Origin of the sequence: Methylacidimicrobium cyclopophantes (assembly GCF_902143385.2) — a bacterium.
Classification (GTDB): domain Bacteria; phylum Verrucomicrobiota; class Verrucomicrobiia; order Methylacidiphilales; family Methylacidiphilaceae; genus Methylacidimicrobium; species Methylacidimicrobium cyclopophantes.
Genome location: NZ_CABFUZ020000115.1, coordinates 1 through 12269 on the forward strand (window position 1 = coordinate 1; position 12269 = coordinate 12269).

At 60.9% G+C, this 12269-nt stretch carries 12 protein-coding genes, 1 tRNA gene and 1 pseudogene; 9 read left to right on the forward strand and 5 right to left on the reverse strand.

What is annotated here, in order from left to right:
- The 5 genes from FN369_RS05040 to FN369_RS05060 all read left to right on the forward strand — a co-directional run.
- The coding region (locus tag FN369_RS05040; protein ID WP_142525106.1) for a sigma-54 interaction domain-containing protein at nt 1–833 on the forward strand (833 nt) is incomplete at its 5' end.
- 222 nt (nt 834–1055) lie between these two features.
- The gene (locus FN369_RS05045; protein WP_142525107.1) at nt 1056–2915 is read left to right on the forward strand and encodes a methanol/ethanol family PQQ-dependent dehydrogenase; all 1860 of its coding nucleotides are present in this window, start codon (nt 1056–1058) and stop codon (nt 2913–2915) included.
- 21 nt (nt 2916–2936) lie between these two features.
- Nucleotides 2937–4550 (forward strand): quinoprotein dehydrogenase-associated putative ABC transporter substrate-binding protein, encoded by a 1614-nt coding sequence (locus FN369_RS05050; protein WP_142525108.1) that lies wholly within the window; start codon nt 2937–2939, stop codon nt 4548–4550.
- A 39-nt stretch (nt 4551–4589) separates the two neighbouring features.
- Entirely contained in the window at nt 4590–5093 is a 504-nt protein-coding gene (locus FN369_RS11495) for a c-type cytochrome (RefSeq protein ID WP_246189565.1), read from the forward strand.
- Between the two features lie 24 nt (nt 5094–5117).
- On the forward strand, nt 5118–5915 hold the full coding sequence (locus FN369_RS05060) for a hypothetical protein (protein WP_142525109.1): 798 nt from the start codon (nt 5118–5120) through the stop codon (nt 5913–5915).
- 25 nt (nt 5916–5940) lie between these two features.
- On the opposite strand, the gene FN369_RS05065 is transcribed toward FN369_RS05060, so the two are convergent.
- Nucleotides 5941–7038, reverse strand: coding sequence for a beta-propeller fold lactonase family protein (locus FN369_RS05065; RefSeq protein ID WP_142525110.1), 1098 nt, complete (start codon nt 7036–7038; stop codon nt 5941–5943).
- A 134-nt stretch (nt 7039–7172) separates the two neighbouring features.
- On the opposite strand from FN369_RS05065, the gene FN369_RS05070 reads away from it, so the two are divergent.
- Both FN369_RS05070 and cynS read left to right on the forward strand, forming a co-directional pair.
- Nucleotides 7173–7254 (forward strand) — tRNA-Leu (locus FN369_RS05070).
- 62 nt (nt 7255–7316) lie between these two features.
- Nucleotides 7317–7760 carry a cyanase gene (gene cynS, locus FN369_RS05075; RefSeq protein WP_142525111.1) on the forward strand — a complete coding sequence of 148 codons (444 nt, stop codon included), beginning with the start codon at nt 7317–7319 and terminating at the stop codon, nt 7758–7760.
- A gap of 60 nt (nt 7761–7820) precedes the next feature.
- Here the strand turns inward: cynS and FN369_RS05080 are convergent, their stop codons facing one another.
- A complete protein-coding gene (locus FN369_RS05080; RefSeq protein ID WP_142525112.1) occupies nt 7821–8027 on the reverse strand; it encodes a dodecin in 207 nt (68 codons plus the stop codon).
- Between the two features lie 151 nt (nt 8028–8178).
- Here FN369_RS05080 and sixA point away from each other — a divergent pair, with 151 nt between their 5' ends.
- Together sixA and FN369_RS05090 are read left to right on the forward strand one after the other, a co-directional pair.
- Nucleotides 8179–8664 (forward strand): phosphohistidine phosphatase SixA, encoded by a 486-nt coding sequence (gene sixA / locus FN369_RS05085; protein WP_142525113.1) that lies wholly within the window; start codon nt 8179–8181, stop codon nt 8662–8664.
- 115 nt (nt 8665–8779) lie between these two features.
- Nucleotides 8780–9439 carry an HAD family hydrolase gene (locus FN369_RS05090; RefSeq protein WP_246189566.1) on the forward strand — a complete coding sequence of 220 codons (660 nt, stop codon included), beginning with the start codon at nt 8780–8782 and terminating at the stop codon, nt 9437–9439.
- On the opposite strand, the gene FN369_RS05095 is transcribed toward FN369_RS05090, so the two are convergent.
- The 3 genes and pseudogenes from FN369_RS05095 to FN369_RS05105 all read right to left on the reverse strand — a co-directional run.
- On the reverse strand, nt 9401–10753 hold the full coding sequence (locus tag FN369_RS05095) for an aminotransferase class III-fold pyridoxal phosphate-dependent enzyme (RefSeq protein ID WP_142525115.1): 1353 nt from the start codon (nt 10751–10753) through the stop codon (nt 9401–9403). The two genes, FN369_RS05090 and FN369_RS05095, sit on opposite strands and share 39 nt — an antisense overlap.
- Entirely contained in the window at nt 10738–11742 is a 1005-nt protein-coding gene (locus FN369_RS05100; protein WP_142525116.1) for a class I SAM-dependent methyltransferase, read from the reverse strand. The genes FN369_RS05095 and FN369_RS05100 overlap by 16 nt, the downstream gene beginning before the upstream one ends.
- A gap of 66 nt (nt 11743–11808) precedes the next feature.
- Nucleotides 11809–12222 (reverse strand): annotated as a pseudogene (locus tag FN369_RS05105) (DNA polymerase ligase N-terminal domain-containing protein); the annotation flags it as partial.
- Nucleotides 12223–12269: the final 47 nt, after the last annotated feature.

Below are 12269 nucleotides of genomic sequence, written 5' to 3' on the forward strand. Positions count from 1 at the left end.
TCCACCAGAGGAGCGCCCGCCGCGGCGGACCGTTTCTCGCCATCAACTGCGTGGCCTTGCCGGAAACGCTCGTGGAAAGCGAGCTCTTCGGCTACGAACGGGGGGCCTTTACCGGAGCCCATGGGGCAAAGCTCGGTCTCATGGAAGCGGCCGATAAAGGTACTCTCTTCCTCGATGAGATCGGAGATCTTCCCCTCTCCCTCCAAGGAAAGCTGTTGACGGCGATCGAGCGAAAAACCGTGCGGCGACTCGGAAGCGTCCGCGATCGGAAAGTCGATCCGTGGCTGCTCGCGGCGACCAACCGGAACCTGGAGACCCTGATTCGGGAAGGCAAATTTCGCGCGGATCTCTACTATCGGCTTCGAGTCGTCCATTTGGATCTCCCCCCCCTCCGGGAGAGAGCGGGGGACATTCCGCTCCTCGCGGAACATTTCCTTCGCCTGCACGGGACCCGCTACGGAAAGCCGGCGAAGAAGCTCACCCCGGAGGCGCTAGCCGCTCTCCAAGATTACCCGTGGCCAGGAAACGTGCGGGAGCTCTCGCACGCCATCGAGCAGGCTGTGCTCTGGTGTCGAACGGAAAACTTGAGCGCCGTCGACTTCGCCTGGCCGGGACGGCCTACGATGCGTTCCCCGGAAGCCTCCGGCAACCCGGATGAGGCCATCCGCACGCTCCTCCGCGAAGGACTCTCGTCCGCGGAGATCGAAAAGCGGCTGCTCCAACAAGCCCTGGAATCCTCGGGTCAGAACATCTCCCAAGCCGCTCGGCTTCTTGGCATGACCCGGGACATTTTGCGCTATCGAATGGAAAAGTACGGCATCGCCGCGGGATGATTTGCTCTCTGCGGCAGTTTGTTTCTGAAGACGGGTTCCGAATTGCTCCGCGAAAGGCACGGAGCCAATCTGGCAACGTTCTCGCGCTCTGTGGAATCGCGATTTCCCGGTTTTTTTGGGCTTGACCGTGCCCCGCAAAGAAGCTATTGCGTCCCTTGCAGTTTGTGGAGAAATGCCCCTGCGGCAAGACTCTAGTACCCCAAACGGAGGAGGTTAACTTACATGAGGTTCCCAAAAAGCAGGAAGAAGCTCTCTGCCGGGATGCTCCTGGCATTGACGGTCGGTACCGCGGCGGTGATTCCGTCGGCTTATTCCAACGATGATGTCTTAAAACTCACGGAAAATCCCAAGAACTGGGCGGCTCCAGGAAAAGACTACGCCAACACCCGTCACAGCACTCTCAAGCAGATCAACACCCAGAACGTCAAAAGCCTCCACATGGCTTGGTCGTTCTCGACAGGGACTCTTCGCGGCCATGAAGGTCAGCCGCTCGTCATCGGCGACCGCATGTACGTCGTAAGCTCGTATCCCAACATCGTCTGGGCGCTCGATCTCTCCAAAGGGGCCTATGAGGTGCTTTGGAAGTATGTCCCGCGACAGGACGACAAAGCGGTCTCGACCGCTTGTTGCGATACTGTGAATCGCGGGGCTTCCTATGCCGACGGCAAGATCGTCTTCAACACCCTGGACGGCTACGTCGTCTGCTTGGATGCCAACACCGGCAAGGAGCTCTGGAAGACCAAGTTCGCGGACGTGAACAAGGGGGAGACGAGCACTCCCGCTCCGATCATCGCCAAGGACAAGGTCTTCACCGGATATGGTGGGGATGAGTTCGGTGCCCGCGGACGTTTTGCCGCTTTCGATCTGAATTCGGGCAAGATGGTCTGGCAGGCGTACAGCAACGGACCCGACTCCGATGTCCTGCTCGGCCCCGACTTCAACAGCAAGCATCCCGAGTATGGGCAGGCCGGCCAGGATCTCGGCGTCAAGACCTACCCCGACGAAGAGTGGAAACGGGGCGGCGGATGCGCCTGGGGATGGTATAGCTACGACCCGAAGCTCGACTTGGTCTACTACAACACGGGCAATCCCGGTCTCTGGAGCCCGAGCTACCGGACCGAGGCCAAGACCCATGAGGAAGCGAACGAGCCTTGGAAGTGGGACAACAAATGGTCGATGACCATCTTTGCCCGCAAGCCCGATACCGGTGAAGCGGTTTGGGGCTACCAGATGACCCCGTTCGATCAATGGGACTACGACGGCATCAACGAGGATGTGCTGGTCGACATCAACGTCGATGGAGCCAAGAAGCCCTGCTTGGTCCACTTCGACCGCAATGGCTTCTGTTACGTCCTCAATCGAACGGATGGCACGCTCATTCGTGCCAACAAGTTCGTGACCGTCAACTGGGCCGAGAAGATCGACTTCAAGACCGGCCGTCCGGTCAAGGTGAAGGAGCACTCGCCGTTCGAGGTGGGCAAGGCTGTTCAGGCCTACCCCTCGGCGCAAGGAGGCAAGGACCAGCAGCCGGTTGCGGTTGACCCGAAGGAAGCCAATGTCTTCTACGCCCCGACCAACAATTGGGGCATGACCTTGGAGCCTCAGGAGCGCGCACACACCAACCAGGGCAGCGTTTACGTCTTCGCCAACGTGCTGATGAAGGCCGAAAAGCCCGGAGTCCTCGGGCGCTTCAAGGCCTTCGACGTCGTCACCGGCAAGGCGCGCTGGGATATCCCGGAGCGCTTCCCCACCTGGTCTGGCGCTCTCGTGACCGATGGTGGTCTGGCCTTCTACGGCACCCTCGACGGCTGGTTCCGAGCGGTCGATCGGAAAACCGGAAAGATCCTCTGGCAGCAGAAGCTCAACTCCGGAATCATCGGCAACCCGATCTCTTACGAGGTCAACGGCAAGCAGTATGTTTCGATTCTCACCGGTATCGGCGGCTGGATCGGTCTTCCGGTCACTGCGGGCCTCGATCCGTCGGATCCCTACGGGGCGCTCGGATGCTCGGGGATGGCCGCGGAGAATGGCTTCTACAACATACCGATGGGCGGCACGGTCTACACGTTCTGCGTGCAGTAAGCCGACGAATCGGTTAGCTCCATGCGTCTAACGGGAAAGGGCGGACTGGTCCACGAGGGTTGGTCCGCCCTCTTCCTTTTCTTTTTTTTCTGCTCGCTCGGCTTGGCCCAACCCTCCGAGCTTCCCTTGCGGGTCTGCGGCGATCCGGGAAACATGCCCCTCTCCAACATGCGGGGCGAGGGCTTTCAGAATAAGATCTCCGAGCTTCTCGCCCGGTCGATGGGCAAAAACCTCGAATACTTCTGGTACACCTACTATGAAAGGGGGCTCGTACGAACCACGCTCAACGCCAATCGATGCGACGTGCTCTTCGACATGCCGCCCGATTTCGAGTTGGCTCTCCCCACCAAGCCCTACTACAAATCGACCTTTGTCCTCGTCACGCGGAAGGATCGGAACCTCCATATCCAGTCGCTCGACGATCCTATCCTCAAGAATCTGCGCATCGGCGTCTTCCAGGCCTCAGCCGCGCGCGACGCGCTCCGGAACCATGGCATCCAGCACAACACCGTCGTCCACTACATCTTTTATGACTCTCGCGTCCATCCGGAGGAACATCCGGCAGAACAGGTCGAGCAGGTGATCCGGGGAACGCTCGACGCCTGCGCGATCTGGGGTCCTTTGGCCGGCTACTATGTCGCCAAGGAAAAGGCACCGCTCGATATCCTCCCTCTCAACACGATGGAGCAGACCGTCCCCTTGGAATACGCCATGTCTCTGGCTGTTCCCAAAGGAAACCAGGCCCTCCGGGATGAGCTCAACCGGGCGATGGAGGAGCACAAAGCCGAGATCAAGCAGATTCTCGTGGAATATGGCGTGCCCCTCGTCCACTGTCCTGAATGCATCGTCGATGGCGATCTTCCCGCCCATCAAGGTGGTTACAAGCCCCTGCCCCCGCCCTCTCCTCCTCCGCAAACCGCGGCGGCGGAACACGACTCCTTACAGGCTTGTGTGACCGCGGATGATCTCGCGGCGGCGGAAAAGTTCCTGGCAAAGGATCCCAAGTCCGTCAACGAAAGGGACTCTCTAGGCTTTACTCCGCTCCTAAACGCCATTCGCATGGATCGCTGGCCGATGGCCCGACTCCTGCTGGAAAAAGGCGCCAATCCCAACCTCGCCGATAACGAGGGCTGGACTCCGCTCCTCTTCTCGGTCTGGAAGGATAACCGAGATTTCGTCCGCCTTCTCCTCGAACATGGTGCCAACGGCAGCATGGCCGCCAAGGATGGATGGTCCCCCCTCTCGCTGGCGGCGAGCGGTTCCGATCCTGAACTCGTCGAGATCCTTCTTTCGCACGGAGTCCCCGTGAACGCGAAGAGCGGTGCGGGGGGCTACACTCCTCTGATGTTTGCGGCGACTTCCGGCTCCGACGCCGTCGTCCACATGCTCCTCGAAAAAGGTGCCGATCCCAACGCCTCGAATCCCGCGGGAATCACACCCTTGATGCTGGCTGTTTCGCGGAATCGATTACCGATCGTCGAACTGCTTCTGCGCGCGGGCGCTCGTCCCGACCAACGGAACCGGGAAGGAAAAACGGCGCTGGCCCTCGCGCAGGAAAGGGGCTATCAATCGCTCGCTTCCCTTTTGGAAAATGCGAGGGGCCCTGCAAGAAAGACTCCGCCTCCCGCCCAGTAAGCTTGGGCCGATCGGGAGGCGCGACAACCACCGGAGATCATGAAGAGAGGAAAACGCACTACGTCTTGGACACGCTATCTGCTGCCGGCCTTGGCCGGCCTCTGGCTCACCGCTGCGGCAGCGCAGCAGCCCGCCGCCCCGTCCCAAACGGCTCCCACCCCGTCGGGACCACAACCTTCCGGAGCCGCCGGGGGAGCCCTCAAAAATCCCTACACCGACAACCCGCAAGCCATCGCCGAGGGGAAGAAGCTCTGGTTTAGCCGGAGTTGCAATGGATGCCACGGCGGCATGGGGGGAGGAGGCATGTGTCCTCCGGTGATCAACGATACGTGGGTCTACGGCAGCGACGACAAGACACTCTTCGAGCTGATCAAGTATGGGAGCGTCGAGCTCCAAAAGAAGGGATATACACGCATCGGGCGCGAAAACGTCGTGGCTCCCATGCCGCCTTTCGGCAGCGTGATGAGCGATGACGAGATCTGGAAGGTGCTCGCGTTTGTCCGCTCCATCTACCACGGCGATCCCAAGCTTCGGAACTGGTAGCGGCAGAGCGACCGAGGCGGCGGCATGAGGCGGGTGGAAAGGCACGTTTCCCCAACGGGCATCCCGCCTCTCTTTGCAGCCGCCTCGTTCCTTCCGGTGGGGCTCGCATCGAGACGATGCGCCCTTTCGATCCTCGGGGCCGGCTCGGCATTCCTCGCCTTGGTCCTCGCCTCCCTTTCCGCCCCGCCGACCGCGGCGTCACAGTTGATTCAGCTCGTTTCCGTCCGAAAATATTACACTCTTTTCCTCGCCTCGACAGACCAAAGCGGACGGAAGGAGCCGCGCCTACGGGAGATTTTCGTCACTCGCTTTCGCAATTTCGGCCCCTCTTTCGTCAACGGATTCTACCATGACGAGCTTCCGCAACAACCGTATCTCGAGTATCGGGACTCGATCGACGGACGTCCGGTCCCCGTACAGAAATTTGGGAACCGTTACTGGGATTTCCTGCAATTTCCAGCCGGGCGGGAAATTGAGGTCCGCACCGATGCGCTCCAACGGGTCCTTCCGCGCGACCCGGCGCAAAAGATCGATTTTTTTGAGGATTGGATCGAGTGGGCTAATTGGCGCCCGCCGATCGACGACTACTGGATCGTGGTCGATCTCGGCAAGATGTACACGGCTTTTCGCCAGACACCCGCCTTCGGAATGGGCGGGGACCCTCCCCCAACTTTTCGGGAATTTCTCCAGAACCAGGTTCTCCGCGTTCTTCCAGCCGGCTATCGGGTAGAAGGGAGCACGGTCTGGTGGCACTTCCGGCAGATCTACGCGCCCGAAGGGTACACCACTCTCCATGTGGAGTGGAAAGCCTGGTATCGATAGAAAGCCGCTCCCTCCTCCGCGCTCTTTACGGAAGATCGAGACTCCCGTACGCACGAGGGTAGGTCACGATCCCCCAAGGCAGCGGGATCCCAGGAAGGATCTTCAGGAGGCGATAACTCCGGGCGTCGAAGACCAGCACCTCGTTCGAGCGTCCGCAGGCCGCAAGGATCCGATCTCCCTCGGGGGTAAAGGTAAAATGCCAACACCGCTCCCCGACCGCCATCTCTTTGAGGAGCTTTCGGCTCCGAGCGTCGAAGACCTGCAGCTTTTTGGCTCGGGAGGCGGCCACGAGGAAATGCTTGCCGCCTGGATCGAAGGAGATGCCGTACGGCCCCGCTCCGGTCGCTACCGAAGCGACGTAGTTGAGCCCCGCATCGAGCACGACGATCTTTCCGGAATTCTCCAACGAGACGAGGTATTCCTTCCCATCGGGAGAGCGCTTGACCCCGCGCGGACGACTGCCGTACGGGCGGAGATCGATGCGGCGAACCTCCCCGCCCGCTTCCAGGTCATAGACCCGCAACGAGTCTTCCGATTCGTTCGCGCAGAGGAGCTCCTTCCCGTCAGCGGAAAGCTCGATTCCTTCGGTGTCGAGACTCGCGGGGAAGCTTCGTACGACTTGCCAGCTCTCGACATGGATTTCGACGATCCGCGCAGGCGTCTTTTCTGCGCCATCCGCTTGGGCTGCTTTTTCGAGAGCACCTTCCGCTCCCTTCGACGGAGCTCCCTGCGACGACGGCTCGTGGGCGACGAAAAACCGGCGTCCATCAAGGCTGAACTTAAGGAACTCGGGCTTGGGACCGATTGGAATCCGTCGAAGGACGTGCCCGGTCTTTCGATCGACCACCGCAACATCCTCACTGAGCTTGTCAGCGGTTACCACATATTGACCGTCTCTGCTGACCCCGATTCCTCGAGGGCTCGACTTCCGGAGCGGGAAGCGACGCATTACGGTCATCTTTTCCAAGTCGATCGCGATGATCCCGACAGGCTCCGAGCTCACATAGGCGGTAGCCGCTTGGCTGCACCTTCCCGAAGCGAGCCACGCCGCCGCGACGAAAACCGCGAGGCTCCATCCGAACGATAGTCGGAAAACAACACCCACGACGCCTTCTCTCCTCATAGGCCTTCTCTTAGCAAGGCCTTCCGACCGTGACAATGGAATGGATCCGATTCCGAGGCGATTTCGACCCCTCCGCCTTTTTGATTGCGCGGCGGTTTGTACCGAAAGTAAAGTCTCCCTTACGTCGGAAACATGCGCTCGTGGCGGAACCGGCAGACGCGCAAGCTTGAGGTGCTTGTGGGGAAACCCGTGGAGGTTCGAGTCCTCTCGAGCGCAGGTTTCGAGACGCGCATTGGTTCATCGCCGTTCAAAGCCTCCTCGCATCGAAAAAGGGGTTTGTGAGTAGATCGGATCTGACGCAACGCATCCTCGCGGAGAAAATCCGCAAGGGGCTCTCGTGGGACGCAATCGCCCGAACTCTCGGCGTGAGCAAGGAGTGGGCCGCAGCGGCCTGCCTCGGCCAGATGGCACTGACCGCCGCTCAGGCTCATGCCCTGTGCGGGCTCCTGAATCTGCCCCGAGAGGCGGAGACGCTCTTGCAGATCGTCCCCTACAAGGGTTCGCTCCCGACGGGCATTCCTACCGATCCGCTCCTCTACCGATTTTACGAAATCCTTTCGGTCTACGGCATGGCGATCAAGGAGATCATCCATGAGGAATTCGGCGACGGCATCATGAGCGCGATCGACTTCCGCATGAGGATCGCCCGGGAGCCCGATCCCCAGGGGGACCGGGTCAAGATCGAAATGAGCGGAAAATTCCTCCCTTACCGAGTCTACTAGCCTTCCCGCGCCGCGGGCAAAGAGAGACGGTTTCCCGTCGGCAAGTCTCCCGAACCCTTTCTACGCGTCGAGCCGGAAGCCGATCCGCACTTCTACCTGGAAGTGGGGTTCCCCGTTGTGGATCGCTCCCCGGATGTCCTTGACTTCAAACCATTGGAGGTTGTGGATCGTCTTAGACGCCCGGTGGATCGCATTTCGCACCGCCTCGTGAATGTTCACGTCCGAAGTGCCGACGACATCGATGACCTTATAGACATGATCCGACATGATTGACCCTCCCTCTGCCGCTTCTATTCTCCCTCTCGAGGATGCCTGCCAATTTCGTTCTTAGGCAAGCGAGAAACTCCTCTTTCCCTCGCCACGGGAAACGAAGGTGTGGAATCTTTCGTCCCGCCGCACGGTCGAGTAGTCTCTGCTCATGATCGTCTACTTTCTCCGCCATGCGACGGCCGCTCGGGAAGCATCGAACGACACCGCGCGCGAGTTGACAAAGGAAGGCCGCCAGGAAGCCCGGATTGCCGGGAAGGCCCTCCATCGGTTGGGTGTGCGCCCCGACTTTCTCTGGTCCAGCCCCCTGATCCGAGCGCGGCAGACCGCCGAAATCGCCGCCGAGACGCTCTCGGGCTCCTTCTCAGTGGAGATCCAGAAAGAGCTCGAGAACGGGAGGTCGACCTCGGAGCTTCTCGGCCTGCTCAAGCCCCTGCCCACGGATTCTACACTGCTCTTGGTCGGGCATATGCCGAGTCTCGCCGAGCATCTGGCCGCCCTCCTCGGGGCGAGCTCGCCAGAAAGCTTTCCCATGGACAAGGGGGGCGTCGCTGCTCTCCGCCTTGAGGAGCTCCGCCTCGGCAAGGGAGTGCTCCGCTTGCGGCTCCGGCACGAGCAGCTCAAGAGGATTGCCTAAAGCCGATCTTTCGGCCCGGAGCGGGGAGAGCGGAAGCGAAAAAGGTTGACCGCCAGACTTCCGGCTGGTTCTCCGTGGCAGGTGCTCTATGGAAATAAGCGATTCTTCCCTGCGAATGTCTCGTTGGGCCGCCATTTTTGACTGGGACGGGGTGCTGGTCGACTCTTCGCGGCAGCACGAGGAGAGTTGGCGCCGGCTCGCCCGGGAGGAAGGGCTCCCTCTCTTCCCGGGATTCTTCCTCGAGACTTTCGGGATGAAGAACGAATGGATCATCCCCCAAATCCTCCATTGGACCGAGGATCCGCAGGAGGTTCTTCGGCTCAGCTTGCGGAAGGAGGCGCTCTTCCGAAGGATCGTCGGAGAGGAAGGGGTGGCGCTCTGCCCGGGTGTCCTCGCCTGGTGCCGGGAGTTGGCCCTTCGCTCGATTCCCGCGGCGATCGCCTCCTCGACGCACCGGGCGAACATCGAGCTCGTGCTCGAGAAGCTCGCCCTCCAGCCCTTCTTTGCAACCATCGTCGCCGCCGAAGAGGTGAGCCGGGGCAAGCCCGACCCCGAGGTATTTCTTTTGGCCGCCGCCCGCTTGGGCATCCCTCCCCAGCGCTCCGTCGTCTTCGAAGACGCGCCCGCCGGCGTTGAAGCGGGAAAACGCGCCGGAATGAAAGTGGTCGGTTTGACGACAACCCGTCCCGCCGATTCGCTCCAAGGAGCCGACCGGATCATCGCGGATCTGAGCGCCTCAAATCCGTCCGAGGTGGAAGGATGGTTCTTCCCATAACCGTCGGAGGGTTTCTCCCAGCTGCTCCAATCCGTCCTGCAACTCTTCTTCTGTAATGGTCAGCGGAGGAGCGATGAGCATCACGTTGTGTTTGAAAAACGCATAGACTCCACGGCCGAGGAGCTGCTGTTGCAGCCAGAGGATCTCCGGCGAAAGCGGCTTGTGCCAAAGGGAAAGCGGCTCCCTCGTCTCTCGATCACGGACCAACTCAAGGCCGAAAAATGCCCCCAACCCGCGGACCTCTCCAATCAGCGGACTCTCCTTTTCGAGGTTCCGTAGTCCACGCCACAGCCACTCTTCGATCAGGCGCGCACGATCGAAGAGCCCCTCGTCTCGATAGGCGATGAGAGCTCCCATTCCCGCCGCCACCGCTAGGGGATGGCCGGAGTAGGTGTGGCCGCACCAGAGAGGTTTCGCATCGAAGGTTGCCGCGAGCCCTTCCCTCACCAACACACCTCCGAGCGGAACGTAGGCCGACGTCACCCCTTTGGCGAAGGTAATCATGTCGGGGGTGGTGCCCAGCCGAATCGCGCCGAAGGAAGCGCCAAGGCGACCGAATCCCGTCATCACCTCATCGAAGACAAGCAAGATGCCGTGGCGATTGCAAAGCTCACGCACGCGGGCAAGATACCCCTTCGGCGGGACCAAAACTCCGTTGGAGCCGACGACCGGCTCGAGAACGATCGCCGCCACCCGGGTCGGATCTTCATGGAGGAGCACAAGGTCCAAATGGCGCAGGGCTCGATCGCTTTCCTCCGCTTCGTTTTCCGAAAAGAAGGGGCTGCGGTAAAGGTAGGGTCCCCAAAAATGAACGACTCCCGGAATCCCCGGCTCCCCGGCAAAGCGCCGAAACTCCCCGGTGAGCGTCCCTGCACCCGAAGTGGATCCATGAAAGGAACGATAGAAGGCCAACACCTTTTGGCGCCCGGTGATCATCCGCGCCATCTTGATCGCATCCTCGTTGGCTTCCGCGCCTCCCGTCGTAAAGAATGTCCTGGCTCCCTCCGGCCAGGGCGCGCTCTGGCTCAGGCCTTGCGCCAAGAGCGCTCGCTGGTCATGAAAAAACGCCGGAGAGGCGTAGCAGAGGCGCGCCGCCTGCTGCTGGATCGCCTGAACCACCTGTTCCTTTCCATGGCCGAGGTTGACGGCGACCAAGCCCGCGCTCAAGTCGAGGTAACGGTTCCCTTCGGAATCGTACAAAAAGCTCCCCTCGCCTCGCACGATCATCGGGCCCGAGGCCCGCTTCTGTACCGACCACGGGGTCAACACGTGTTTGGCGTGAAGCTCCGCCAGCTCCTTCATCCAGCTCCCCATCCCGCTTCCTTTCTCTTGCCCAGCACCACCATCTCGGCCCCACCGGCAAACCAACGGGTCGACGTTTTCCAGCCCGCCTCCTCGACCCCCCGGACCAGTTCCTCCGAAGAAAGGAGGCGGGCACCTTGCGCATACTCGTGCAGGTTCTGAAAAGCAAGGTTTCGCCGGGAGGGCTCGCGTAAGGATTCGAGCCGCTGTGGCCAACACGGTTCCCAAAGGAAAAGAGTCCCATCTCTCCGCACGATCCGATCGAGATGGGCGAAAAACCCCTCCCGCTCAGGCCAGAGATGGTGCAGAACCCGGCTTACGACTACCAGGTCGGCCGCCTCCCGACCGTGCCAGGAAAGAAGGTCCCCTTCGATCAACTCGAGCCGATCGGAAAGTCCGGCCGATCGGGCGGCCGCTCTCCCCTGGGCGATTCGGCTCGCCTCGCGGTCGATGCCGATTCCGCGCCATCGTGGAAAACGGGAAAGCAAGCAGCGCAGAAGCCATCCGTTCCCGCAGCCGAGATCGAGAATGAGACCATCCCTCTCTGCCAGCTCTCCCAAGAGGGGTAGACCGGGGAAGATCGCTTCCTCGAAGAGCGAGCGGTGCTTTCCCTCCAAGAACTCTCCGAACCAGGGACGAATTTCGGGGTCGATCAAGGCCCCCGGCCCCGGCCGATGCCCCGTTCGGAAAAGCGGCAGCAGCCGCAGGGTGACCGACGGAGCAAAGACCGCCTCGATCGCAGTCGCTAGAAAAGAAGCGCGATCGATCTCCCCTGCGAGGGAAAAGCATCCCCCTTCCTCCTCGAGATACCCGAAGGCAAATCCGGCCTCGCAAAAGGCGCCCACATATCCGAGATCCAATCCCAGTCCGCCGGCGATCTCCACCGGACGGGCTCGCCCCGTCCGACCGAGGAATTCGAAGATTCCGGTCGCCATCCCCAAAAACCCGACGAGCGGTTTTGCCCCCTGCTCCCCTTCCGGCGCGATCGATGGATTGCCCACAACGGAGGGGAAGCGTAGCGGAACCCGGGTCCAGGAACAAGCCGGACGACCCGTGGGGAACCAATACTACTCCTTTCGCCGAAGGAGGATCCAGTTCCGGCCATCCCCTCGCTTCAGACGAATGAGGGCGAACTTCCCGGAGATCCGCTTCCCCAGCAGTTCAAAAGTAATCTTATCGGGCTCCCACTCTTCGGCCCGATAGTTGCCCCGATCCCAGACACGAACCTGGCCCGCCCCGTACTGCCCGTGGGGAATGGTTCCGGAAAATCCCGCGTAGGAGAGCGGATGATCCTCGACTTCGACCGCGAGCCGGCGCACGCCCTCCTCCTCCGGCACCCCTTTCGGAAGAGCCCAGCTTTTGAGCACCCCGTTCCGTTCCAGCCGGAAATCGAAGTGATGGGTCCGCGCGAAATGCTCCTGGATTACGAAGATCCCTTCCGCTGGGCAGGAATACTTCATGTCGCTGGAGCCATTGTCCGACTTTTCGAATTTCGAGCGATCTCAAAAGCGCCTTTTTTTCCTTCCGC